A 24,712-nucleotide genomic window follows, 5' to 3' on the forward strand; every position below is an offset into this window, starting at 1 on the left:
ACGACCCACCGAGCACGCGGAGGAATGTCGATGGCAGCCGAGACCGTGACGGAGTGGCACACCCGACCCGCAGACGATGTCGCCGAGTCCTTCGATGTCGCACCTGATCGGGGGCTGACCGCGGATGACGTGGAGCGCCGCCGCGCGGAGTACGGGCTCAACGTGCTCGACGAGGCGAAGAGTATTCCCGCGTGGCGGAAAGTACTCTCGCTGCTTGCCGACAAGATGACACTCGTTCTCGTCGTCGCGGCCGTCGTCAGCGCGACCGTGTCGCGGGAGTGGGAGACTCCCGTCGTCATCTTCGCGGTCATCGTCCTCAACACTGTCCTCAACTACGTGCAGGAAGCCCGCGCCGAGAACAGTCTGCAGGCACTGAAGCAGATGTCGGTCTCGACCGCGCGGGTCCTGCGTGACGGACGCGGCGTCGAAGTGTCCCGCGCCGATCTCGTCCCAGGTGACATCGTCCAACTCGAGGCCGGCGACTCGGTGCCCGCCGACGGCCGTCTCGTCGCCGCTGTACGACTCCAGGTCGCAGAAGCCGCACTCACGGGTGAATCACAACCCGTCGACAAGACCGTCGATCCTGTCGAGGACCCCCACGCCCCACTCGGCGACCGCCACGACATGCTGTTCATGAACACCGAGGTGACCCGCGGCCGCGCCTCGATGATCGTCACCGACACCGGCATGCGCACCGAGATGGGAGCGATCGCCGCGCTCCTCGGTACCGCCGGTGCCGAACAGACTCCGCTGCAGCGGCGCATCGGACAGCTCGCGCAGACTCTCACGATCATTGCGGTCATCACGGTCACGCTCGTGTTCGTCCTCGGCCTACTGCGCGGACAGACCTGGTCCGAACTTCTCGTCACCGCCGTATCACTCGCGGTCGCGACCATCCCCGAAGGGCTCACCGCGGTCGTCGCATTCACGCTGGCGATGGGCGCGTCGCGGCTCGCGGCCCGGGGCGCGATCGTCAAGCAACTCGCTGCTGTCGAAACGCTCGGCAGTACCACCCACATCGCCACCGACAAGACCGGCACTTTGACGCTCAACGAGATGACGGTGCAGCGGTTGCTGGTGCACGGCCGCAGCTTTCGCGTCACCGGCACGGGATACGGGACCGAGGGCAAGATTCTCGTTGGTGACGGCAGGCCCGTCCCCGATCTCACCGAAGCTCTGCTCGGCATGGCCGTGTGCAACGACGCGACGGTACGCGACGGCATCCTCGTCGGCGACCCCACCGAAGGTGCGCTGGTGGTGCTCGCGGAGAAGGGTGGAATCGACGTCGAGGGCAGCCGGACGGCTCTGACCCGGATCGAGGAAGTGCCGTTCGACTCGGATTACAAGTACATGGCGACGTTCCACACCGGTCCGGACGGCGGTTATCAGTGCTTCGCGAAGGGCGCGCCCGGTGTGTTGCTCGAGCGAGCTTCGTCGACCCTGCGTGCCGGCGGCACGGTCCCGCTCGACGACTCCACCCGCACGCGGATACGTCGCGCGGTCGAGGATCTTGCTTCGGAGGGGCTGCGCACTCTCATGATCGCCGGCCGCGCACTCGATGCGGTACCTCGCGGCGACGCAGAGGCACTGCAGAACGCGGTGGCCGGTCTGACCGTGTACGCGATCGTGGGCATTGCCGACCCGCCACGCTCCGAAGCGAAGGATGCCATCGAGGTGGCGCACAATGCCGGCATCTCGGTGCACATGATCACGGGTGACCACCTCGTCACTGCGTCGGCGATCGCCGACGAACTGGGTATCCGCGGGCGAGCCGCAGCGGGCGCCGACCTCGATGCGCTCGGTGACGACGAATTCCGTGGGACAGCAGCACAATTCGGTGTCCTTGCCCGAGTAGCGCCCGAACACAAGATCCGTTTCGTCAAGGCGTTGCAAGCAGATGGCCAGATCGTTGCCATGACCGGCGACGGTGTCAACGACGCGCCTGCGCTGGAGCAGTCCGACATCGGTGTCGCGATGGGCATCACCGGCACCGACGTCTCCAAGGGCGCTGCGAACATGATCCTCACCGACGACAACTTCGCGACGATCGTCGCAGCGGTGTCCGAGGGCCGGGGGATCTACGACAACATCGTCAAGTTCGTGAAGTTCCAGCTCACCACGGCGTGGGGATTCGTGCTGATCTTCCTCACCGCCGGTGTGCTCGGGCTGGCGGGCGGCGCACCCTTCACCGCACTGCAGATCCTCTGGGTGAACATCATCATGGACGGTCCACCCGCGCTGGCCCTCGGAGTCGACCCCACCGAGCCGGACGCCATGAACCGGCCGCCGCGACCGGTGAAGGAAGCATTGCTCACCCGGGATCGCGTACAGCGGATCCTCGGTCTCGGCGTGCTGATGACCGCAGGAACGATCACGGTCCTCTACTACGGTCCGAAGTGGTTCCCCGACAGTGCCTCCGACCCGCTGTTCGCGACAACCCTCGCATTCACGACGTTCGTGTTCTACCAGGTCTTCAATCTCTTCAACGTGCGATCGAACCTCGGCTCGGTGTTCTCGATGCGGACGTTGACCAATCACACGATCTGGATCGCGATTGTCGCGGTCATCGTGATGCAGATCTGTGTGGTGCAGATGAGCGTGCTGCAGGGATTCTTCGACACCACCTCACTGACGTCGTACCAGTGGGCGCTCGCGGTCGCGGTGGGATCGACGGTGTTGTGGGTCGACGAGATCGGCAAGTTCGTGGCGCGACGAGTCGAGGCGAGGAGGTCGGCACGAGTCGAGAGGCCCGTTCTGACGTGAACGGTTGACTCGATACCGCGGGGGAGGCAACGCTGGAGCACATGAAGCGACGACCCCGCGTCGACGTACACCAGCACCTGTGGCCGTCGTCGTTCGTCGACGCCCTCCGCGACCGCAGCAGCCCGCCCCGGCTCGACGGCTGGACACTGCACCTGTCCGGCGAGCCGCCCTATCAGGTCGATCCCGCCGACCATTCGGTTCCCGCGAGAGCTGCTCTCACCATCCGGGACGGAATCGATCTCGCCCTGGTGTCGATGTCGAGTGCGCTGGGAATCGAGGTACTTCCCTCGGGCGAGTCCGGCCCACTGCTCGACGCCTACCACCACGGTGCGCTGGCGTTGCCTGTGCCGTTCGGCGTGTGGGCGGCCGCGAATGTCGTCGAGCCCGACCCGCGGATGCTGCGCGATGTGCTCGACGCCGGGTGCGTCGGCCTGCAGATACCGGCCACCGCACTGATCGATCGGGAGGGGTTCGATCGGTGCGCGCCGTTGCTGGCAGAACTCGAGCGTGCAGGCGCACCGCTGTTCGTTCACCCCGGTCCGGCAGCGGCGCCCGATGTGCCGGCGTGGTGGCCGGCGATGGTGTCGTACGTCGGTCAGATGCACACCGCATGGTTCGCCTGGCACGAGTTCGGTGCGCGCCGATTCCCGAGGCTGCGGGTGCTGTTCGCCATGCTCGCGGGCCTGGCCCCACTGCACGCCGATCGCATGGCCACCCGCGGCGGGCCCGTGGATGTGCCCGCACCGGGTGTGTACGTGGAGACGTCGTCGTACGGGCGGGAGATCGTGGCAACGGTGCTGGCGCATCTGGGCGAGGACCGGGTGTTGCTCGGGTCCGACCGTCCCTACGCCGCACCTCTCGCACTCGGCGGCTCGGTCGGCGTGCGATTGCGCACGGGCAATCCGGCACGTTTCTTTTCGAACGGTGGTGAGTAGAACTCTTGACGTGCGGTTCCGTAACCGGTGACATGGTCTGCGTGAACTTCCTGGCGAACGCGCACCGCGGTCTCTGCACGGGCTCGAACCGTGCCGACGACGCGCATCGCTGCTGTTGTCGCTGAAATCGCCGCTCTCTTCTGTTCCGCCCGGGTACCTCTGTGCCCCGATTTCAGGACGTTCCCCATGCTCACTCAGCCAGACCTGCCCATCCGTGCCGACCTCGATCTCACCTCCCTCGCGCTGCAGATCGCACGCGATCCCGGCCGATGGCTGTCGGCCGTTCGATTCGACGAGCAGGAGCGCTGGTACACCCGGCTGCCCGTCGTCGACCACCACGAGGTGTGGTTGCTCACCTGGCTCCCCGGTCAGCGGACCGAGATCCACGATCACGGCGGCAGCGCGGGTGCCTTCGCGGTGGCGCGGGGCGTGCTCACCGAGACCACCGTGCACGCGCCGCCCGACGCTGTCCTGCTCGGATCGCCGGTGACGTTGTCGCGGAACGAAATTCGATCCGGTGAGGTTCGCGGGTTCGGCGCCCGCCACATTCACGAGGTGGCGAACGAGTCTGACGTCCCAGCCATCAGCGTCCACGTGTACGCGCCGGCCCTGTCGACGATGAGCCGGTACCGGATCGACGACGGCGCGCTCCGGCTGCTCGCTTCGGAGCGCGCAGGCACGAAGTGGTAGTGCCCGGATCGGTGATGCGGGGCATGGCATAACTCACGTCGTCTCGAATCGTCGTCGGAGCGCAGTCGCAGGACAATGGAAGCTTGCCCGGTCCGCGGTGTCGCATGGCCGACACCATCAGCGCCGATGGACCGGCTCCTGCAACTCGCACAATCGAAGGTTCCTCCTGCATGACCACCACGGCTTCCGACCGTCCGGCCCGCACGACTGCCACCCACCCGCGACGGGCCTGGGTGATGTGGGCGCTTGCGCTGGGGTCGTTCGGAATCGGCACCACCGAGTTCGTTGCGATGGGTCTGTTGCCCGACATCGCGTCCGGGCTCGGTATCTCCGAACCCACCGCAGGTCATGTCGTGTCGGCGTATGCGGCCGGGGTCGTCGTCGGGGCGCCTCTGATCGCGGTGATCGGCGCAAAGCTGCCGCGTAAGACGTTGCTGATCGCACTCATGATCGCGTTCACGCTCGGCAACGCGGCGACTGTGCTGGCACCGAACTACGAGCTGCTCGTCGCGTCCCGGTTCTTGGCCGGTCTGCCCCATGGCGCGTACTTCGGTGTCGCGGCGCTGGTCGCGGCGCATCTCGCGGAGCAGGGTCAGCGTGCTCGGGCGGTGTCGCTGGTGATGATGGGCCTGTCGGTTGCCAACGTCGTCGGGGTGCCTGCGGCATCGTGGCTGGGAATGGCGCTGGGGTGGCGTTCCGCGTTCGTCCTCGTCGCGGTGATCGGTGCGGTGACGGTAGCAGCTATTGCGATGTGGGTGCCGTCCCTGTCGATTCCCACGACGAGTGTGCGGATCGAACTCGGTGCTCTGCGACGCAAGCAGGTGTGGCTGACGCTCGCGGTAGCGGTCATCGGATTCGGTGGCGTGTTCGCGGTCTACACCTACATCAGCACGACCCTGACCGATGTCGCAGGGTTGTCGAAGTCGCTCGTCCCCGTCGCTCTGATGCTGTTCGGAATCGGGATGGTGGTCGGAAATTTCGTCGGCGGGCGTCTTGCCGACCGCGCTCTGGTGCCGGGAATCTTCATGACGGTGACGTCGCTCGCTGTACTGCTTGCGGTGTTCATCGCGGCAGCGCACAACCCCTACACGGCGCTACTGCTGGTCTTCCTGCTCGGTGCAGGCTGCGCCGCCGTTGGGCCGGGTCTGCAGGTCCGGTTGATGGATGTCGCGGACGACGCGCAGACCCTCGCGGCGTCGCTTCACCATGCGGCGTTCAACCTCGCGAATGCGTTCGGTGCGTGGATCGGCGGTGTCGTCATCGCGGCGGGATTCGGATACACGGCTCCCGCAGCCGTCGGCGTGGTGCTGGCGCTGGCGGGTGTGGCGATCTTTGCCGTCGCCACGCGGCGACCATACGTGTGACGGCGACTCCGGCCACGGTTGCGGGTGCACACCACACATCAGCAGTACGCGAACAGAGAACCTGCAGGCGTCATGATTGGATGACGATGTGACCGACCCCAGCGTTACCGACACACCCGTGCCCACCCCGAACGATCCGTTCTTCACCATCGGGACCCGCCTCGACAACGGATTGGGGCGTACCGGCACCATCCACACACCGCACGGCGATATCCGCACGCCGGCGTTCATCGCGGTCGGCACGAAAGCGACGGTCAAGGCGGTGCTGCCCGAGGCGATGGCCGATCTCGGGGCGCAGGCGGTCCTTGCGAACGCCTACCACCTGTATCTGCAGCCGGGGCCGGACATCGTCGACGAGGCCGGAGGCCTCGGAAAATTCATGAACTGGCCCGGTCCGACCTTCACCGACAGCGGTGGATTCCAGGTCATGTCGCTCGGTGTGGGATTCAAGAAGGTCCTCGCCATGGAGTCGGTGGGTGTCCAGAACGACGACGTCATCGCCAAGGGTAAGGAACGGCTCGCCAAGGTCGACGACGACGGCGTGACCTTCAAGTCGCATCTCGACGGGTCGAAGCACCGCTTCACCCCGGAAGTGTCGATGCGCATCCAGCATCAGCTGGGTGCCGACATCATGTTCGCGTTCGACGAGCTGACCACCCTGATGAACACCCGCGGTTATCAGGAGGAGTCATTGCGGCGCACACAGGCGTGGGCCGTGCGCTGCATCGCCGAACACGAGAAGCTCACCGCGCAGCGCGCCCACCGCCCTTACCAGGCGTTGTTCGGTGTGGTGCAGGGCGCACAGTACGAGGATCTGCGCCGCGAGGCATGCCGCGGTCTCGAATCGATCCGCGGTGAGACGGGCCGCGGGTTCGACGGCTACGGCATCGGCGGGGCCCTGGAGAAGCAGAATCTTGGCACGATCGTGCGCTGGTGCAGCGAAGAACTTCCGGAACACAAGCCGCGGCACATGCTCGGGATCAGCGAACCCGACGACATGTTCGTCGCTGTCGAACACGGTGCCGACACATTCGACTGCGTCAATCCGTCCCGGGTGGCACGTAATGCCGCGATCTACACCCCCGACGGACGTTTCAACATCAACACGAGCCGTTTCCGCCGCGACTTCACGCCCATCGACGAGAACTGCGACTGCTACACGTGCGCGAATTACACGCGCGCGTACATCCACCACCTGTTCAAGGCGAAGGAGATGCTCGCGTCCACGTTGTGCACCATCCACAACGAGCGGTACACGGTGCGTCTCGTCGACGACATCCGCCGCAGCATCGACGACGACCGGTTCGCCGAGCACAAGGCCGAGACGCTGGGCCGGTTCTACCCCTCCAAACGCGCACCGTAACTCGGCTCGTGTTTCTTCACGTACGCGATCACCTGGTACGTGACGGGCATGATCACGATCTCGACGAGTGTCTTCCACAGGAACCCGACGACCACGTAGTTCACGAAGTCCGCCCATGTCGAGATGCCGATTGCACCTGCAGCGATAGCGCAGAAGATCAGGGTATCGGCGAATTCACCGACCACCGTCGATCCGATCAGGCGGGCCCACAGGTGCTTCTCCTTCGTACGTTTCTTGATCCACACGAGAACGTATGAGTTGAGCAGCTGCCCGACCAGGTATCCGGCCAGACCTGCGAGAAGCATGCGGGGTACCACCCCGAGGACCGCCTCGAACGAGTCCTGGTGCTCGTAGAAGTCCGCGGCAGGAAGTGACCACGTGATCCAGAAGCACAGTGCCGACAGCGCGACTGCTCCGAAACCGAAGAGCACGGCGCGGCGGGTCGCGGCGAATCCGTACACCTCGCTGAGGACGTCGCCGAGGATGTATGCGAGCGGGAACAGGAAGAACCCGCCGTCGGTGATGATCGGCAGGATCTGCAGCGGTCCGACCCCGAATTCGGTATCGCCGAAGAACGCGACACCTTTCGTCGCGGTGATGTTGGAGATGATCAGCACCGTACTGAACAACACCAGAATCCCGGGATAGAAGCTGTGCCCCACCCGGGCGAACGCCACTTGCTCGGATGCGGATGTCGGGGAGTCTGCTGCGTTTGTCACCTGGCCATCCAAACACCCGGGCTGGGGGAATGCGAAAGTGGTGACAACGGCAGCGGGCCCCGTCCTCGATGGACGGAGCCCGCTGCGCTGATGACGAGTGTCAGTTCTTGACCACTCGGGTGCCACCCGCGAACTTGTCGTGGAAACCCTGCTTGGTGCCGTCCTGCTCGATCGTTACTGCGATGCCGATGTAGGCAGCCAACGACGCGAGGCTTGCCAGCCAGCCCAGGAACGGGATGCCGGTCAGTGCCTGGAGTGCGACGAAAGCGTTGCGCTTGGCCGCCTCCTCCAGTGTGGGATGACCACCACTCGGGCCGACCACGGACAGGCCGAGCAGCTTCTTCCCGAAGGTCGCGCCCTGGGTCGATTCGAGATAGGTCCAGTACCCGAAGGCGACAGCTCCCGTGAGAACCGACATGACGAAGGCCATGAACCCGCTCCCGGACCCGAAGGAAACGAGCGCAGTGAGGATGCCCATCGGGATTCCGACGATCAACCCGTCGATGATGCGTGCGCCGAGACGCGGCAGCAGTTCACCCGGCTGCGACGGTCCGAACCCCGGTGTCGGCGAAGGGAAACCGGGGGCCCCGCCGAACTGCTGGCCACCGAACTGCTGCCCGCCGGGCGCCTGACCGTACTGCGGAGCGCCGTACTGAGGTGCGCCCTGCTGCGTACCGAATTGGTTGCCCTGCGGCGCGCCGTGCTGCGGCCCACCGTACTGGCCACCCCCGTTCTGGGGCGCCCCGTACTGGGGGGCGCCGTACCCGCCGCTGTTGTCAGGCCCGTAGCCATCGATCGGCCCGGAGAACTGCTGAGTGTAGTCCGCCGGTTGCGCTCCGTAGCCCGACTGATTGCCGTACTGGGGAGCGCCGCCCGGGTACGAGCCCGGATTCTGCGGATTGGGCTGCGGGGGTGGGTATCCACCGGATGTCATATATCTCCCTTTTGTGAGCAAGATGCAGTTGCGCCACCGTACAACGTCCCGGTGACGGACAGCTATACGGTGGCGCAACGATGCGGTGGCTCGGTCGTTCCGGGAGGCCTATCAGGGAGCGACAGGGCCACCGGTGGTGACCCGGTAGGCGTACGTCGAGGCGATGATCGAGACCGGAACGCTGACGAGCAGTCCCAAACCGCACAGCAGGGCGCCGACGATGTTGATGCCGATGAGCGCGAGTGCGAGCAGGAGCAGGGTGCCGGCGTTGGACTTGATCGCGTTGAAACTCGACTTGATGGCGGTGATCGCGTCCTGGTTGCGGTCGACCACGAACTGCATCGTCCACCACGTCAAGAACGCGACGGCGATTCCGGGGATGATGCACAGGAACAACCCGACGGTGGTTGCGATACCCACGAGCAGACCTGCGAGGATCACCGCGCCAACGGCGCCCACCTGGAGGAAGGTCCCGAAAGCGGGTTTCTGCCCGTCGGTCTCGCTCAGCGCGCCGCGGACGAATGCCGCCTGGATCAGATAACCGACGACGGCGGTGACGAAGCTGCCGATGATCGACCAGACGCCGAAGCCGGACGCACCATCATCGAGCGAGACCGAGAAGTCGAACCCGTTGAAGATCCCGTTGAGGAGCGCCTGAATGATGAAGGCCACCACCATGGCGACGATCCACACGCCGGGGTTCTGGCTGAACTTGCGCCAGCCGTACGAGATCGCATCTCCGACGCTGAGTTGCTGCCCGCCGGGTGCGTAGCCGCCACCGAAATCCCCGCTCGGGGGCGGCGGGAAACTTCCCGGAGGCGGTGGATAGTTACCGCCGGGCGGGGGCGGATAGTTGCCGGAAGGAGGAGGTGGGTACCCACTGCCACTCTGGGGTGGCGGGGGGTAGTTGCCCGGTGGGGGATATCCGCCGGGAGGGGGATTGGTGCCGCCGGGCGGATACCCGGGCCAGGACTGGTTGGGGTCGTCCCCCGGTTGCTGGGGGTCCTTGTTCGGGTCGTAGCCGCCGGTCGTCATCGGATCCTCTCGAGGATGGGATGGTGCACGTGCTGTCCGTTCTCACGTGAGGTTACGTGCGATACAACCTCGGTGCATCACTTCCGGCGCTGTGTTCACACGGGGAGATACACCCAGGGTTCCCTCGGAATCTGCGTCGGATCCCACCGGTCGAGCAGCACGGGGAGCGATACCGGTTCGCCGGAATCCGCCAGCTTCAGGGACACCGCGATCGTGGCGAGCACGTCGGCAGGCGCCTCCCCGAGCGCGACCCGGTCTGCGAGCGTGACGGCGCCGTCCCTCTTGGCCAGGCGCTTCCCCTCGGCGTTCAACGCGAGGGGGACATGCGCATAGTGCGGTATCGGAAGTCCGAGCAAGGACGCCAGATACCCCTGGCGGGGTGCGGAGCTCAGCAGATCATCGCCGCGCACCACTTGATCGATGCCTTGGTCCGCGTCGTCGACGACCACGGCCAGGTTGTAGGCCGGGGTGCCATCACCGCGGCGCAACACCAGGTCGTCGACTATTCCTGTGAATTCACCGTGTAGTACGTCGTGAACCGTGTAGTACGCAGCCTCTGCTCGCAGCCGGATCGCCGGTGGACGGCCGCTGTCGCGTTTCGCGGCGCGTTCGGCTGCGCTGAGGTCGCGGCAGGTGCCCGGGTACGCGCCCGCGGGTGCGTGCGGCGCCGATGTGGCCTGCTGGATCTCACGCCGCGTGCAATAGCACTCGTACGTCAGGCCGGCGCGTTCGAGGCGTGTGATCGCCTCGTCGTACAGCCGCAGGCGGCGGGATTGGTGAACGACCTCGCCGTCCCAGTCGAGACCGAGCGCAGCGAGATCGGTGAGCTGGGACTGTTCGGCTCCGGGGCGTACCCGATCGAGGTCCTCGATTCGCATGAGAAATCGACGCTGCGTGGATCGTGCGAACAGCCAGGCGAGGACGGCGGTACGGAGGTTGCCGAGATGCAGGTCGCCCGACGGGCTGGGCGCGAACCGTCCCGCGCCGTAGTCGGCCGAATGTGACACCCGTGCACCTTATCGGGCCGGGCGTACGTCAGTTCGCGGCGTCGAGCATCAGATGGATCTGGGTGTACAGAGCGTGTGTGAGGTATTCGCGCGGGTACAGGTCCGGGCTCGACGTCGCGTCGAGGGCCAGACCGTTCACCGCCGCGACGAGCAGGGCTGCGCGCGTCTCCGGATCAGGGATGCCCATGCGGATCAGGACGGTCGCGAGTCCCGTCCGGATCGTGAAGAGTACGGAACTACGGATCGAACTCAGCGACGGCGACGTCGCGGCGCGCACCGCGAATGCGGCCATCACGTGCGCCTCGCTGCCGCGTTGGTCGTCGAGGGGGAGCAACTGGCTCAGCGCAGCGAACAGCGTCCGCGTGGGATCGATGTCGGGATCGACGGCGGACAGGCGCGTGAGAACCCTGTCGGCGAGGGCCCGAAACGAATACGCAAGCATCGCGTCTTTCGTCGGAAAGTGGTGTTGGACAGCGCCGATCGACACACCTGCCTGACTTGCGACCTCTCGTACACTCGCCGCTTCGAGACCGCTGCGTGCGGCGACCTCGAGCAGTGCCGCAGCGAGCCGGGTGGGGCTGGTGGTTGCGTAGGGGCGGGCGCGCATGGGAGAACCGTAGCGGAGCGCGTGAGGTTCCTGATGTCATGGGGGCGGGCCTCCACACGATCGTGCTCTGTGGAGTCCGACAGGCGCGCAACTACGGGGAAGGGACTGCGATGGGGTGGAGTCGGGACGAACTCGAGAAGGCGTACACGGACTACCGGGAAACGGTCGTGCGGGCAACACAGACCCGCGACTGGAACTGCTACGCCGACCAGTTCACCGAGGACGCAGAATACGTCGAGCACGCGTACGGGACGATGAACGGCCGCGAAGCGATCCGCAAGTGGGTGACGCGGACGATGTCGGCATTTCCCGGCAGTCGGATGACGTCGTTTCCGCCGTCCTGGTACGTCCTCGATGAGGAACGCGGCTGGGTGATCTGCGAAGTGCAGAACCCGATGGAGGACCCGGGCGACGGCACCGAGCACAATGCCCCGAACATCACGATCCTGCACTACGCCGGCGACGGGTTGTGGTCGTACCAGGAGGATGCCTACAACCCGATGAACTTCCTCGCCGCCACCAAGCGGTGGTGTGCGCACGCCGAGAAATGCGGAAACCTCCCCGACGATGCGCGGGCGTGGCTCGACAAGATGGCGAAGAGGGGCGCCTGACGAGGTGTACCACAGTCGCTGCGGTTGTGAAGGCGGCGATGTGCGCGCGGGGTATTCGAGGTCGAGCTGACGGTCGGATCGGCTCAGCCCTCCGGGGTATCCGGTGGTGTCTTTTCGATCGGCTCACTCTCGGGTGCGGATTCCTGCGTGGCAGCGGGAGGCGGTTCGTCGACCACAGGTGGTGCTGGGGCCGGCTCAGGTGTGGCCGTAGGTTCGGAAGCGGCGGGCGGCGCAGGCGCGGGTTCCGTGACCGCAGCCTTCGTCCATACCCCCGCCGACTTGCTCACCGACCACGTTCCCGAAGGCCCGGTGATACGCAGCTCATCGGTGCCGGGAAGCCAGGTCAGCGTGTCCTCGGCGGATGCGGTCGTACGGTATTCCTCCGTGCCCGCCGCTGAGTTGATCACCGCCACCGGGCGGTCTTGTGACCGGACGAGCTGGGCACTGTAGTTTCCCGTGGCCGAATCCACCGGAGCGCTCAGAGGTATCTGATCGGAATCCTCTGCTTCCGGTCCGTGGGTGGGTGATCGAGGCGCCTGCTCCGGTGCTTCCGAGTTCGCCTGCGCGTCCGGGGATTGCTGCGGTGACGAAACGGAAGCCGAGACGGAGGACGACGGCGGCGGCGGTGATGTCGTCGAGCTCGTCGCTGGCGCGGCTGCCTGCGCGGACCGCGCGCCTGGTGCAGGCGCTGCGCACGCGACGCCCGTGGTCGATGAGATGTCGAGCCGGTAGGCGACGAACCCGGTCGAACTGGCTCCGGCCTGAAGCGCGCGCACCTCCGCGATACCGGTTCCGGTGGTGATCATCCCCAGGTCCAGGTCGCTGAGTGCCACAGACTGAGTCACGGGTGCCCCGGCGGTAGTCGGGACAGCCGACACGGCGGTCGTGGACGCCGGATTGCTCGTGGCCGGATTACGGACGGAAAGCTGATAGGTGTAGCCGGATCCGAGATGGGGCCAGGTCAGCGTGGCTTTCGTCGGCTTCTCTGCGGTGTTGGTGACACACGTCAGGGTGGCGGGGGGTTGCACATAGGCGGGGGTGCCTTCACGTTCGCCGAAGGGACTGCAGTTCAGATCCTCACGTCCGAGCAGGCCGAGTGGCTGGGACACCAGCCGTCCTGTCCATGCGGCGGAGACCGTGCCGCCGGGAAGCATGGTGTGGACCTCGGCATGGTATTGCCAGATCAGGCTTCGTTGTGGCAGGCCGGTCCCGTAGATCTCGTAGGAAATCGTTCCTCCCTGCGCAACCGTGATGTTCGTGACGTCCCATGTGCGCCACACCCGCCCCTCGAGGTCCCGCAGGATGATCCGGTACTGATAGGGGGCGCCCACATGCTGCCAGCTCAACGCCACCGGGTCGGGCTGACCGACAATCAGACGCCCTGTGCATCCCACGGTGCCCGGCACTTTCGGCACGAACTCGGATTTCGAGGAGAACGCGCCGGTCTGGGCGGTGGCGGCATCGGTGAACACCGCGGCGGTGCCGGGAATGTGCCCGAATCCCAGTCCCACGGTGGTGATCACCGACAAAGTGAGTACCACCGGCGCGGGGGTGCCGGACACGGGCCAAGGCCTGGGCTTGGGTTCACGGTCGGTGGTGCGACGGCCGTGCGGCCGGACGGCAATCCAGGCGAGTGCGGCGGCGCCCACGCCGAGGACCAGGAGCCCGAGTGGAGTCCCGAGCCATACCGCCACGTATCCGAGATGGTCGATGTGGAAAAGAATGCGCTCTGCCGAGGTGACACCGTAGGGGCGTGCGTCGGGCTCAGGATTCGCGTCACCTTGAAGGGTGAGCAGCGCGGTGTTTCCGGCCGCCGAGTCCACTGCGACGATTCGGTGCGTGACTCGGACATCTTGGTCGGTGAGGACACTGACCACATCACCGGCGCGGAGTTCGGTGGCCGGCACGGAGCGGGCCATCGCGAACGAGCCGGACGCGATGGTCGGCTCCATCGATCCGGAGCGAAACACCAACGGCGTCAGGTTGAACAGCACCGATGCGAGAGCCGTGAGAATGCACAGTGCTCCGATCACCGCGCCGACGGAGAGCAGAGCATCGCGGATGCGAGTCGCGGACCTCGGTTTCCGGTGGTGTGTGCTCACTCGGACCTCACATGGTGGTTTGTGCGTTGAAGGTGAAGACGATGGTGGGAACCGTCCGGTTCTGTGCGGTCATGGAAGCGTTTGGAGGTAGACCTGCTGTGACACAGAGTGTCTCGATACCGGACTGTGCAGCCAGCGGACGCGCTGTGGTGATCAACGCGATGGGACTGCCTGCACGCAGTGTTGCCGACCCGATCCGAGTCCCGGTGCAGGTGCCGGCTCGCATTCCGTTCGCGGTGGAATTCGATGCGGTCCCGCCGCTGAACACTCGGATTTCGAGGTGATCGGACAGAGCGGAGCTGCCGGCCGGTGTACTCGCGGCCATCGTGTAGGTCACGTCCATCGTCGATCGGGTGTTCTGAACCTGCATCATCGCAGCTCTGCTCTCACCCGGCACCATGGCGGACAGTGCGAGGTCGTTAACGGTGTAGGTCTTTGCGTCGCCGACTCGAAGGTCGACGATTCCCGTGCTGAACGTGCCGGAGGTAGCTACAGCCGAATTAGCCCACAGTGCAAAGGTTCCCACCGATCCCAAGCCGAGGATCATCCCCAGCGACAGGATTGCTCGCACCCGCACGGTGAATGCCGCCGACAGGTTCCGGTATGTGTGACGCACACGCGTTGCCGCACTAGGATTGTCGACCATCGGAGGCTCCAGAGCGTTCTGTGGCATTTCGGCGTCGATTTGCGCTCTCGCGTGCGCCGCTGATCAACAGAAGCGCCGCGTAGCCGAACAAGGCTGTGGATACGAGGCCGATCGTCCACGCTCGCTGTTGGCCGGTGAGCCAATTGTTCACGTATCCGAGATAAGGGATGCTGTACCAGACGCGCCCGCGGATCTGCTCGTACACCACCGGTTTCTCGTCGGGTATGTCGTTGGCGTCGCCCTGCGTGATATAGGTCCGTATTCCCCGGGCGGACTGCGCGGCGGAGATGATCCGGTGGGTCACCACTTCCGGCTCTCCTGGACGTAGCTGGTAGGTGATGGCCGCCCCTACACCGAGTTGATCCTGCTCGACTGGGTCGACCACGATAAGCGTGCCCGGCGGGTATGTCGGATCCATCGACCCCGTCAGTACTGTGAACCGTTCGGCTCCTGCGACGGCCGGGATCAAGATGGTGATGACCAGCAGCGCGAGCATCGCCAGCATCAGTGTCCAACTCAGGACGTTGCGAATCCACCAGAGCACTCCTGTGCGCTCTTCGGTTGAACCGGCGGTTGCGGTTTCGGTCATGGCTGTTGTTCCGCTCGGAAGTGGAGGGTGATCGACGTCGACTTGCCCGGTTGTGCGGTCTGCCCGACCGTCGCCCGCAGGCACCATGTTTCGGAGGTCCCTGCAGGGACGATGCGTCCTGTCGACGGTGCGGGAAACGCGGTCCACGGTCCGGCGACGGGTCCATCGGGCTCCGGGACTACAGCGCCGGTGGATGTCGGGCAGGAGGCAGTGGAACCGACGATCCAGGCGGTGACCACCACGGGCAGTTCTGCGGAAGTCTGTGTCACAGAATGCAGTTGATACGACACGCCCACTTCTCCTGCGATCGATATGGTCAGTGGTTGTTGCACCATCGATCCGGTAGCGAGGTTGGTGCCGCCGAACGCCGACCACGGGTAGTTCTCCGACCCGTCTGCCAGGACCGTCAGCCGTCCCGAGGTGATGGTGCCGCCGCTCAATTGCGCCTGATCGCGCCACAGCGCGCCGGTCTGCTGCGCGGACAGTGCGCCGAGCAGCAGAACCGAGGCGGCAGCGGCGGTCCACAGAAACTTGCGCCCCATGTCGTCACGCGGGGGCAGGGTTGGGATTCTGCTCGAGATTGAGCGACATCTCTGCGAGGTCGACAGTTTGACTCTGACCCGTCGTACCGGTGGTGCCCGGGTCGAAGGCGATCGTCACGCCGACCGAGATCGGTTGATCTGAGCCATCGTTCGCGACGACCTGCACACCCTCGCCACTTGCAGGCAGAGTGGTTCCGTTCAGGGTCGCAGTGACGTCGCGTTGCAGCGCTGCAAGTAGCTCGGCGTCGCCGGTTACTGCGCCGAGATCAGCGGTCAGGGTTGCTGTCAGGTTGTCGCCCTCGGCTGTGAGCGTGGTGTCGCAGGTGTATTCGACGGTGTCGCCTGGCACGATGCGGAAGGAACTGATGTCCGCGATGGTCGTTCCCGCGTTGACGTTCGTCCACGTCCCGCCTCCGGCGCACTCCCCGAGCGTCAGTTGACCGGATGTGATCGTTCCACCTCCACCGAGGTCTGCCTCGTCACTCCAGAATGCCAGGGTGCCCACGCCTCCCAGGAGAAGGATGGCGCCTGCGCCGGCCGCTACTGCTGCTTTTGTTTTCTTGTTCATTCTGCACTCTTTCCAGCTGGGTTGTGGTACTTGGGAGTTCGTTCATCTCCGCCAGGTGCCGGGTACCCGCTTTTTGCTGATTCCTTCGGTTTCCACTGAGTCGCGAACGAAATCTTCCGTACTGTTGCGGCAATGTTGTCTCAACGTTGTCGTGAAATAGGTGTGAGTCACGGCGGTTCCGGGAAAGGCAGACCACCCGAGGAGTTTCCGATTCAATGGTCCAAAGAGGCCGCGGCACGCCTATCGACCATGAAACCGTCGGCCCGGCAACAGATCCGGACTGAATTCTGTCGGCCCTCTGTGGGTTCTCGAGGTCCGCCACCGGGCTCCACCCGTCATTTCACTTTGGTGATACGCGTGTGTGGCTCGACGCGATAGCGAAAAGGGACTCCGACGAGGGCGACCGTCACGGCGGGTAGGGGAGGAACCGCACGCTGACGGCGAGCGCGGCGGATACGGCGGTGGCGATCCACAGCGCGTGCAACCCGAATGCGCGGTGGGCCAGTGCGCCGAGGACGGCTCCGCCGACCAGCCCGGCCCACAGACCGAAGTAGGGAAGCCAACGCCAGCGGGGGCCGCCGAGGAGGGCGGCCGCGATGCGGTGGCCGATCTTGACGAGCGCGCCCGTCATGTAGGTCAGGGCGATGCTGACCTCACCGTCACGGCGGAACACCGAGTTCTCGGCGCCCATCGCCAGTGTCATGGCGATGACAGCGAGGGGAGTCCAGTCGAGAAGCGCGCCGACGGAGGCGAGCAACAGTAGCGCGGTGACCAGGGCCAGCACTGCGCTCTTGCGGGTTCGCCGATCGTGATCGGTCAGTTCGGCGAGGATTCCGCTGATCGTCACGCCGACGACGAACAGCACGAGGATGCCCGCGATGGTGCCCGTGTGGGCCCAGGCACCATCGGCGATCCCGACGCTGAAGCGTGTCGAGTTGCCGCTCATGAACGAGACGAAGATGCCGCCGAGCGTGATGAAACCGATCGCATCGACAAACCCGGCGAGACACGAGAGCGCGACCGCGAGTGCTTGGAGATGCCTGCCGTATCCGACCACGCAGAAATGATAGGGCTGCAGATCCTGCCGGGACGCTGATCTTTACGTAGCAGATGTAACAAATCTGCAGAGCAGCGGCGATGACACGCTCGGTATCGTTTCAGTTCCCCAGGAGTGCTTCCGGTGTCCCCATCTCGCAATTTCTCGATACATTCGCGCTTCCGCTGGGTCGCGGGAGCCGCTGCGACGGTCGTGCTGCTCGCCGGCTGTGCCGAGACGGTCACCGAACTCGAGCCGAGTGCATACACCGACGCGGTGACGACTTCCGCGTCGTCGAGTGCTCCGACGTCCCAGGCTGTGTCGACGACGCCCGCTACGTCTCCTTCGACGGCGGTGCCGATCGCCGAGATTCCCGCTGCAGCGGGAATGACAGGCGAGGCGGGCGCCGCCCTCTCGCAACTCGCGACGTTGCCGATCAAGGGGCGTGCGCCGAAGACCGGCTACGACCGCGATCTGTTCGGTCAGGCCTGGAGTGATGACGTCTCGGTTGCGGGCGGGCACAACGGCTGCGATACCCGCAACGACATCCTGGCCCGGGACCTCGCCGACATCGTCTACAAGCAGGGGACGCGTGACTGCGTCGTCCTGTCCGGCACCTTGAACGATACGTACACCGGCACGACCATCGCGTTCACCCGAGGACAGGACACCTCGACGGCAGTACAGATAGATCATGTCGTCGCCCTGTCGGATGCGTGGCAGAAGGGCGCGCAACAACTCGATGCTGGGGCCCGCGCCGATTTCGCGAACGATCCGAGAAATCTCCAGGCGGTCGACGGGCCGATCAATCAGCAGAAGAGCGACGGTGACGCCGCGACCTGGCTGCCCCCCAATCGTGCCTACCGCTGTACGTATGTGGCTCGCCAGGTGCAGGTGAAGGCCGCGTACGGACTGTGGGTGACGCAGGCCGAGCACGACGCGATGGTGCGGGTTCTCACTTCCTGCGGTGGGTCGGTGCATGCTGCGCAGCCGTCGGCGTCCGTAGCGGCTCCGACGACGACCACGTCCGCCCCGGCGCCGCAGCCTGCACCGATCGCGACCACCGCGGCACCCCAGCGTGTCCAGCCCCAGCCCACCGTCGTCGAGACCGACCCGGGCACGGTGTACTACGAGAACTGCGCGGCCGCCCGCGCGGCCGGAGCCGCACCGTTGTACGCGGGGGAACCTGGCTACCGGCCGAAGATGGATGGCGACGGCGACGGTGTGGCCTGCGAGTAGGAGTCAGGTCGTGGCGACCTGCACCGTCGGTATCGGCCGGACTCGCAAGGCGTCGTGACGTCGGGTCAGGCGAATCGGTCTGTGAGGTTGCGCCGCATCCGGTGAAGTTCCTTCAGCTCGGCCCGGAGTTTCTCGCTGTCGGAATCGAACTTGCGCGCTCGTTCGACGGCGCCGGCGCGGTGCTCGGCGAGAGCGCGCTTCTCGGTGTTCTCGATCGCGGCCGAGATCTCGTCGATCTCCCGATCCAGCATCGCGCGCCATGTGGTCGCCTGCAGGGAATCGGCCTCGTGATGGATCGCTTGGTTGTTCTCGCTGACCACGATCTCCGACGAACTCCTTCGAACTCGACGGCGCCGCCGCCGACTCACCGATGTCTCCGGGGCCTCCCCGGGCGGAACAAGTGTCCAATGTCGCTGATCTGGGACAAACGATGACACGGATTCGGCACGTGCTTTTGTGAAGTGACCCAGCGCGAGAAAAGCCCGTGACCGGCATTTCTGCTGGTCACGGGCTTCCCGTTGGCGGAGGATAGGGGATTTGAACCCCTGAGGGCGTTAACCCAACCCGCGTTCCAGGCGAGCGCCATAGGCCACTAGGCGAATCCTCCGTGGGGAAGCATACCGAATCAACCTGCCGACTTCCCAAACGGGCAGGTGAAAACGCGGATCGAGAGGTGTGGGAGGGGGTGGTGCGCACCCGTGCGGAGAGTCCTCTAGACTTGCCGATGGATCCCGCGCGGCGCGCATCCTGTGAACTCCCCCAGGGCCGGAAGGCAGCAAGGGTCAACGGGCTCTGCCGGGTGCGCGGGGTCCCCTTATTTTCCGCCGATGCCCGTGTCACCGTGCACGGTGAAAGGTCTCTCCGCATGCCTACGCAGACCCAGATCGGGTTGATGAGCCATGAGGAACTCGTTGCAGAGCACGAGCGCCAATCCGCGAATTACGAGCGGTTGAAGACCGAGAAGCTGACGCTGGATCTGACCCGAGGCAAGCCGTCCCCCGAGCAGCTGGACCTCTCTTCGGAGCTGCTGTCGCTGCCGGGCGCGGACGATTACCGGGATGCCACCGGCACCGACTGCCGCAACTACGGCGGGCTCGAGGGTTTGCCCGAGCTGCGTGCCATCTTTGCGGAACTGCTCTCCATCCCCGTCGACAATCTGCTTGCGGGCAACAACGCCAGCCTCGAGACCATGCACGATCTCATCGCGTGGTCGCTGCTGCACGGCACCGTCGATTCGCCGCGCCCGTGGTCGCAGGAACCGGTCGTGAAGTTCCTGTGCCCGGCACCGGGCTACGACCGTCACTTCGCGATCACCGAGTCGTACGGCATCGAGATGATTCCGGTCCGGCTGAACGACGACGGCCCCGATGTCCACGCAATCGCCGAACTCGTCGCGAACGACCCGCAGATCAAGGGCATGTGGACGGTTCCGACGTACTCGAACCCGACAGGTGCGGTCTACAGCGAAGACGTCGCTCGAGCGCTGGTCTCGATGCCCACCGCGGCTCCCGACTTCCGGATCTTCTGGGACAACGCGTACGCGGTGCACCCCGTTCTCGAAGAGGTCGCCCCGGCGATCGACATCCTGCGGCTCGCCACCGAGGCCGGGAACCCGAATCGCGTCTTCGCTCTCGCCTCGACGTCCAAGATCACTTTTGCGGGATCGGGTGTGAGCTTCTTCGGTAGCTCCACCGCGAACCTCGACTGGTACCAGAAGCTGCTCGGGATCAAGACGATCGGCCCCGACAAGATCAACCAGTTGCGCCACCTGCGCTTCTTCGGCGATGCCGACGGCGTGCGCGCACACATGGCGAAGCATCGCGAGATCCTCGCTCCGAAGTTCGCGCTGGTCCGCAAGATCCTCGAAGACCGGCTGGGCGCGTCGAAGGTCGCATCGTGGACGGAGCCGAAGGGTGGCTACTTCATCAGCCTCGACGTCGTGGACGGCACAGCCAAGCGGGTGATCGCGCTTGCCAAGGACGCAGGCATCGCCCTGACCGGCGCGGGATCCGCCTTCCCGTACAAGAACGACCCCGACGACAAGAACATTCGCCTCGCTCCGAGCTTCCCGTCGCTCGACGAGCTCGCCAAGGCGATGGACGGCGTCGCGACCTGTGTGTTACTCGCCGCGACGGAGAAGACGCTCGGTCACTGAAATCCCCCGAGCGCATCGGCTCCGGGTGCCACACGTTCTCCCAAGCTGTGGACAAACCTGTGGAGAACAGGTGGACCGACGGTGGACAACTCCTGGCGCATCGCTCTGACCTCACGAAATCCGTAGATTCGCTTTCCTGTGAATAAGTGCCATACTCCGATGTCAGGGTCGCCGCATTCCCGCGGCGGGTTCGGAAGTGGTGAGTGTGATGGAAGACCGCGCTCTCGTACGATCCGGAGCCGGCGCAGCTGCCGTCGGTTCCGTCACGGGCTGTCACGGTGTTTTGAAGGTGTTTCTCCTGGCTCTCGACATCGAGGCCGCGGCGGTGTCGCCACCGCCGATCGCAGCGGTGGGTGAACTGGAGCCGTTCCTTCCGTCTCGAATCGGTTCACTGCCGGGCACCGACCACGGCGTGCGGCCGGCCAGCCTGCTCGCGTATCGGAAGGTCACCGATCGCGAGCGAGCACCTCTGTCGTTCGGAGCCTCGACCGGGTCGCTCCGCACCGGCGCGGCGCATCCGTTCGTCGGGTCGCCCGCGACCTGCCTGTCGTTGTGGGAGATCCCGGGCCACGGATTGGTACTCGCCCTGGAAATGCTGACCGACGACGCGTCCCCGCTGATCGACTGGCGCACAGATGCTCTGCAGGACCGCGACGGTGCAGGCTTCCGCCCTGCCCTGGACGAATTCCTGGCACCGTTCTCGCTGAACAGCAATGCGTGTCTCAACGATCTGTTCCCCGGTGTGAACTGCCGGATGCCTGACCCCACCACGTACCGCGCTCTGAGCGAGTTGGCGGTGCACCGCCATCGCGGTGTCGGTGACCGGGAAGTCATCGAGGCCTTGGTGGTAGAAGTCGTATCGAGCGGCGGCGACCGCGTGCGTGAACTCGTCGACGGCAGGCGCACCGACTCCCAGGCCCGCGCCGCAGCGCAGATGTGGGGGGTGCTGTGGGACTGGGACCGCGTCTCGCTCGTGGACCACCCCGTGCAGCCGGGGGCGGCCATTGCGGTGCGAGAGGATTCGGGCGCGATACTTCTGGATCTCGAGGCAACCCCGGCCGGCAGCGACTACGTGGGCAACGACACCAGCGAGATGATCTACGGCTTGCTGCCGTGGGTAGCCGTGCGTGCCCACGCCTCGACCGATTTCTGGCGGGTTCTCGGACACCTGCGCAACCACGACGATCTCACCGGCGACCGGCTGGTGGAGGCGCTGGACGATATTGCTGCCATGCAGGCCCGGAAGATGGAACGAGCGTTGCTCCGCAAATCCTCGCTCCACAACAACCGGTTCCATTCGTGGACGCAGCCGACGCAATTGCGGTCCGTGCTCGTCGACAGGGTCGCAGACGAGATCGCCGGCCTCGACGCAGAACTCGCGAACGCGGTCGACGTGATCGAGCACGCGGTGCTACGCAGTGCCGAACTGCGCGGAGCGCACCACTCCAGGCTTGCCCGCGGATGGTCGGCCGCAGGTGGCGCAATCGCCGTCGTCGCATTGTTCGCAGCCCTCGCTGCGGTGCCGGGCACATCGGAACCGACGCTCTTTCCGCACTGGGTGTATGCGCTGATTGCGTCGATCGCCCTCACAGCGACGGTGGTCGTGGGGGTCGTCGTGTGGCGGCGACAGTGACCCGGGGTGCATGATCGACCCATGGCAACGACGTTGAACCTGGTCGGAGATCCGGACGCCGACGCATTGCTTTCCGAAAACCCGCTGGCGCTGTTGATCGGAATGTTGCTCGACCAGCAGGTTCCTATGGAGGCAGCCTTCGCGGGCCCGAAGAAGCTTGCCGATCGGCTCGGTGGTCTCGACGTGCACCGCATCGCGGAGGCCGACCCCGACGAGTTCATCGCGGTGTGTGCCGAGCCGCCGGCCGTGCACCGTTTCCCGAAATCGATGGGTCAGCGAATCCAGGCGATGTGCGGTGCGATCGTGCAGGAGTACGACGGCGACGCCTCCGCGATCTGGACTTCGGGCGATCCCGATGGCAGAGAAGTACTGAAGCGTTTGAAGGCGCTGCCCGGCTACGGTGACCAGAAAGCCAGGATCTTCCTGGCACTGCTCGGTAAGCAGCGGGGGGTGCAGCCCGCGGGATGGCGTGAAGCGGCGGGGGCCTACGGCGACGAGGGTTCCCGTCGCTCGATCGCCGATGTCGTCGATTCGCAGTCGTTGCACGAGGTGCGTGAATTCAAGAAGGCGTCCAAGGCGGCGGCCAAGACCGGAAAGAAGTGACGCGTGGCTGTGCGGTGAAGCGCGGCTTCGTCGCATCGTCGGTGGTAGCCGCTCTCGCGCTGACAATTCCGGGGGTCGCCGTGGCAGGAGGGGGAGACGACCGCGTCGTCCTCCGGCCGGGCGACGGGATCACGTTCTCGCCCGACCCGGCGCCCGGCTGGTGTTCCGTCGCAGCCGTGGGACGTGACCACGCGAATCGGCTTGTCGCTGTCACCGCTGGTCATTGCCGCCAGAGCGGTTCGGCCCTGATCTGGAAGGTCGGTGAGCAGCACCGCGGGCCGGTCGGTATCGAGACCGACGTCGCAAGCACCGGCTCGGTGGATCCCATCGGCTTCCCAACCGACGAGGCGCCCGACTACGCAGTGCTGCTCCTCGACGACACGAAGGTGCGTGGCTCGAACACCTCGGAGCCCAACGACCGCGGTCAACGAGTCGTACTCGAATCCGTCGGGTCGCTCGCGCCCGGTGACAGTGCCGTCGGTGTGCAATGCGCGACAGGGCGCACCAACGGGGTCGCGTGTGCGTCCGGCGGCATGCTGGTCGACGAGAATCTGATGTCGTCAGCACTGTTGATGAAACCCGGAGATTCCGGTGGCTCGCTGGTCCGGGCCGACACCGGTGAATGGATCGGGCTGTCCGTCGGCTACCGCCCCACCAGGCGGGGTCTCGCGGCCTATCAGCGAGCGGACCGGATCATCGAGGAGATCGACGCGCACGGAGGGATCGGCGCAGGTTTCACGCTCGTCGACGCTCCCTGAGGGCAGGTTTTCGAGGTGCTCGCGGACGTCTGCCGCTCGGGACGAGGCCCATGATCACGCGAGGCGTTCGCCCACCCTCGCGAACGGTGATCGGCCGTCAGCTCGGATCGGTGGTGTCGGTCGTCCGGGCAGTGCCTTCGGCGAGCAGCAGGTAGAGCGATTTCCGTGCGTCGACGAGTGCTTTGTGGGCTGCAGCGATCTGGGTGTCGCTGCCGCTGACCGCGACGACGCGTGCGGCCGTCTGCAGGTCCCGGAGGGCGCCACGCAGGTCGGGACCGTTCTCGTCGGCGGAGTGGCCGGCGAACGGATCGGCCTGCTCGTTGGCGGGATCGGCGAGCCAGGCGCGCCCCTCGTCGGTCAGCGACACGAGTTTGCGACCGGCATCCTTCTCGACGCGGACCAGCCCTTCGTCCTCGAGTTGCGAGATGGTCGGGTAGATGGCTCCAGGGCTGGGCTTCCAGACGCCTCCCGTGCGGTCGGCGATCGCCTGCATCAGCTGGTAGCCGTGCATGGGCTCGTCGGCCAGTAGCTGCAGTACTGCCGCGCGGACGTCGCCTCGTTGAGCGCGTCCTCGGCGCCCGCCGCGGTGCATGGGGCCGCCCCCGCGATGGCCTCTGCCGTGTGGACCTTCGCCGAAGGGGCTTCCGCGTCGGGGGTCGCCGCCGGGGAACGGACCCCCGCGGCGGGGATCCTCGCCCAGGAACGGGCCTTCGGAAAAGAACTGATTCATGTCGTGTGCGCGGCGGGCGCCGCGCATATGTCGTTCGTTGCGCATTGTGCGAACTCCTTCTCTGTTGATGCAGTCACGATATT

Annotated in this window: 24 protein-coding genes, 1 tRNA gene and 1 other RNA gene; 12 read left to right on the forward strand and 14 right to left on the reverse strand. The window is 65.6% G+C overall.

The window, feature by feature from the left end:
- Window positions 1–30 precede the first annotated feature (30 nt).
- From ACSYG9_RS11870 to tgt, 5 genes are all read left to right on the forward strand, one after another.
- Window positions 31–2,763, forward strand: a complete 2,733-nt coding sequence (locus ACSYG9_RS11870; protein WP_454842586.1) for a calcium-translocating P-type ATPase, PMCA-type — start codon at window positions 31–33, stop codon at window positions 2,761–2,763.
- A 41-nt stretch (window positions 2,764–2,804) separates the two neighbouring features.
- The gene (locus tag ACSYG9_RS11875; protein ID WP_454842587.1) at window positions 2,805–3,698 is read left to right on the forward strand and encodes an amidohydrolase family protein; all 894 of its coding nucleotides are present in this window, start codon (window positions 2,805–2,807) and stop codon (window positions 3,696–3,698) included.
- Window positions 3,699–3,884: 186 nt separating this feature from the next.
- Window positions 3,885–4,388: a cysteine dioxygenase gene (locus ACSYG9_RS11880; protein WP_440127332.1), complete on the forward strand. Its 504-nt coding sequence runs from the start codon at window positions 3,885–3,887 to the stop codon at window positions 4,386–4,388.
- Between the two features lie 170 nt (window positions 4,389–4,558).
- Window positions 4,559–5,752 carry an MFS transporter gene (locus ACSYG9_RS11885; RefSeq protein ID WP_440127333.1) on the forward strand — a complete coding sequence of 398 codons (1,194 nt, stop codon included), beginning with the start codon at window positions 4,559–4,561 and terminating at the stop codon, window positions 5,750–5,752.
- 88 nt (window positions 5,753–5,840) lie between these two features.
- Complete coding sequence (tgt, locus tag ACSYG9_RS11890; protein WP_440127334.1) at window positions 5,841–7,115, forward strand: tRNA guanosine(34) transglycosylase Tgt; 1,275 nt, start codon at window positions 5,841–5,843, stop codon at window positions 7,113–7,115.
- Here tgt and ACSYG9_RS11895 read toward each other — a convergent pair.
- From ACSYG9_RS11895 to ACSYG9_RS11915, 5 genes are all read right to left on the reverse strand, one after another.
- Window positions 7,091–7,834 (reverse strand): queuosine precursor transporter, encoded by a 744-nt coding sequence (locus ACSYG9_RS11895; protein ID WP_440127335.1) that lies wholly within the window; start codon window positions 7,832–7,834, stop codon window positions 7,091–7,093. The two genes, tgt and ACSYG9_RS11895, sit on opposite strands and share 25 nt — an antisense overlap.
- A gap of 100 nt (window positions 7,835–7,934) precedes the next feature.
- Window positions 7,935–8,768 (reverse strand): RDD family protein, encoded by an 834-nt coding sequence (locus ACSYG9_RS11900; protein ID WP_440127336.1) that lies wholly within the window; start codon window positions 8,766–8,768, stop codon window positions 7,935–7,937.
- Between the two features lie 111 nt (window positions 8,769–8,879).
- Window positions 8,880–9,803 (reverse strand): hypothetical protein, encoded by a 924-nt coding sequence (locus tag ACSYG9_RS11905; protein ID WP_440127337.1) that lies wholly within the window; start codon window positions 9,801–9,803, stop codon window positions 8,880–8,882.
- A gap of 95 nt (window positions 9,804–9,898) precedes the next feature.
- Window positions 9,899–10,810, reverse strand: coding sequence for a tRNA glutamyl-Q(34) synthetase GluQRS (gluQRS, locus tag ACSYG9_RS11910; protein WP_454842589.1), 912 nt, complete (start codon window positions 10,808–10,810; stop codon window positions 9,899–9,901).
- Between the two features lie 28 nt (window positions 10,811–10,838).
- On the reverse strand, window positions 10,839–11,417 hold the full coding sequence (locus ACSYG9_RS11915) for a TetR/AcrR family transcriptional regulator (RefSeq protein WP_454842591.1): 579 nt from the start codon (window positions 11,415–11,417) through the stop codon (window positions 10,839–10,841).
- A 110-nt stretch (window positions 11,418–11,527) separates the two neighbouring features.
- Here ACSYG9_RS11915 and ACSYG9_RS11920 point away from each other — a divergent pair, with 110 nt between their 5' ends.
- Entirely contained in the window at window positions 11,528–12,028 is a 501-nt protein-coding gene (locus ACSYG9_RS11920; RefSeq protein ID WP_440127340.1) for a nuclear transport factor 2 family protein, read from the forward strand.
- Between the two features lie 83 nt (window positions 12,029–12,111).
- Here the strand turns inward: ACSYG9_RS11920 and ACSYG9_RS11925 are convergent, their stop codons facing one another.
- From ACSYG9_RS11925 to ACSYG9_RS11950, 6 genes are all read right to left on the reverse strand, one after another.
- A complete protein-coding gene (locus ACSYG9_RS11925; protein WP_454842593.1) occupies window positions 12,112–14,130 on the reverse strand; it encodes a signal peptidase I in 2,019 nt (672 codons plus the stop codon).
- 7 nt (window positions 14,131–14,137) lie between these two features.
- Window positions 14,138–14,776: a SipW-dependent-type signal peptide-containing protein gene (locus tag ACSYG9_RS11930; protein ID WP_440127342.1), complete on the reverse strand. Its 639-nt coding sequence runs from the start codon at window positions 14,774–14,776 to the stop codon at window positions 14,138–14,140.
- Entirely contained in the window at window positions 14,760–15,365 is a 606-nt protein-coding gene (locus tag ACSYG9_RS11935) for a signal peptidase I (RefSeq protein ID WP_454842595.1), read from the reverse strand. The genes ACSYG9_RS11930 and ACSYG9_RS11935 overlap by 17 nt, the downstream gene beginning before the upstream one ends.
- Window positions 15,362–15,907 carry a hypothetical protein gene (locus ACSYG9_RS11940; RefSeq protein ID WP_454842596.1) on the reverse strand — a complete coding sequence of 182 codons (546 nt, stop codon included), beginning with the start codon at window positions 15,905–15,907 and terminating at the stop codon, window positions 15,362–15,364. The genes ACSYG9_RS11935 and ACSYG9_RS11940 overlap by 4 nt, the downstream gene beginning before the upstream one ends.
- Window positions 15,908–15,911: 4 nt before the next feature.
- Window positions 15,912–16,475: an alternate-type signal peptide domain-containing protein gene (locus ACSYG9_RS11945; protein WP_454842597.1), complete on the reverse strand. Its 564-nt coding sequence runs from the start codon at window positions 16,473–16,475 to the stop codon at window positions 15,912–15,914.
- A gap of 406 nt (window positions 16,476–16,881) precedes the next feature.
- Window positions 16,882–17,532 carry a YoaK family protein gene (locus tag ACSYG9_RS11950; protein ID WP_454842598.1) on the reverse strand — a complete coding sequence of 217 codons (651 nt, stop codon included), beginning with the start codon at window positions 17,530–17,532 and terminating at the stop codon, window positions 16,882–16,884.
- Window positions 17,533–17,655: 123 nt separating this feature from the next.
- Between ACSYG9_RS11950 and ACSYG9_RS11955 the strand changes: the two genes are divergently transcribed.
- Entirely contained in the window at window positions 17,656–18,750 is a 1,095-nt protein-coding gene (locus tag ACSYG9_RS11955; RefSeq protein WP_454842599.1) for a GmrSD restriction endonuclease domain-containing protein, read from the forward strand.
- Window positions 18,751–18,815: 65 nt separating this feature from the next.
- On the opposite strand, the gene ACSYG9_RS11960 is transcribed toward ACSYG9_RS11955, so the two are convergent.
- The gene (locus ACSYG9_RS11960) at window positions 18,816–19,070 is read right to left on the reverse strand and encodes a hypothetical protein (protein ID WP_454842601.1); all 255 of its coding nucleotides are present in this window, start codon (window positions 19,068–19,070) and stop codon (window positions 18,816–18,818) included.
- A gap of 199 nt (window positions 19,071–19,269) precedes the next feature.
- Window positions 19,270–19,357, reverse strand: a tRNA-Ser gene (locus ACSYG9_RS11965).
- Between the two features lie 116 nt (window positions 19,358–19,473).
- Here ACSYG9_RS11965 and ffs point away from each other — a divergent pair.
- From ffs to ACSYG9_RS11990, 5 genes are all read left to right on the forward strand, one after another.
- Window positions 19,474–19,568: signal recognition particle sRNA small type (ffs, locus tag ACSYG9_RS11970), an RNA gene on the forward strand.
- Between the two features lie 47 nt (window positions 19,569–19,615).
- On the forward strand, window positions 19,616–20,905 hold the full coding sequence (locus tag ACSYG9_RS11975; RefSeq protein WP_454842602.1) for an aminotransferase class I/II-fold pyridoxal phosphate-dependent enzyme: 1,290 nt from the start codon (window positions 19,616–19,618) through the stop codon (window positions 20,903–20,905).
- 289 nt (window positions 20,906–21,194) lie between these two features.
- Complete coding sequence (locus tag ACSYG9_RS11980) at window positions 21,195–22,538, forward strand: hypothetical protein (RefSeq protein ID WP_454842604.1); 1,344 nt, start codon at window positions 21,195–21,197, stop codon at window positions 22,536–22,538.
- Window positions 22,539–22,559: 21 nt separating this feature from the next.
- A complete protein-coding gene (locus ACSYG9_RS11985; RefSeq protein WP_440127351.1) occupies window positions 22,560–23,141 on the forward strand; it encodes an HhH-GPD-type base excision DNA repair protein in 582 nt (193 codons plus the stop codon).
- Window positions 23,138–23,899 carry a serine protease gene (locus ACSYG9_RS11990; RefSeq protein ID WP_454842605.1) on the forward strand — a complete coding sequence of 254 codons (762 nt, stop codon included), beginning with the start codon at window positions 23,138–23,140 and terminating at the stop codon, window positions 23,897–23,899. Before ACSYG9_RS11985 ends, ACSYG9_RS11990 begins: the two co-directional genes overlap by 4 nt.
- 97 nt (window positions 23,900–23,996) lie before the next feature.
- Here the strand turns inward: ACSYG9_RS11990 and ACSYG9_RS11995 are convergent, their stop codons facing one another.
- A complete protein-coding gene (locus ACSYG9_RS11995) occupies window positions 23,997–24,674 on the reverse strand; it encodes a helix-turn-helix transcriptional regulator (RefSeq protein ID WP_440127353.1) in 678 nt (225 codons plus the stop codon).
- Window positions 24,675–24,712: the final 38 nt, after the last annotated feature.

The organism is Rhodococcus sp. SJ-2, from assembly GCF_053750035.1.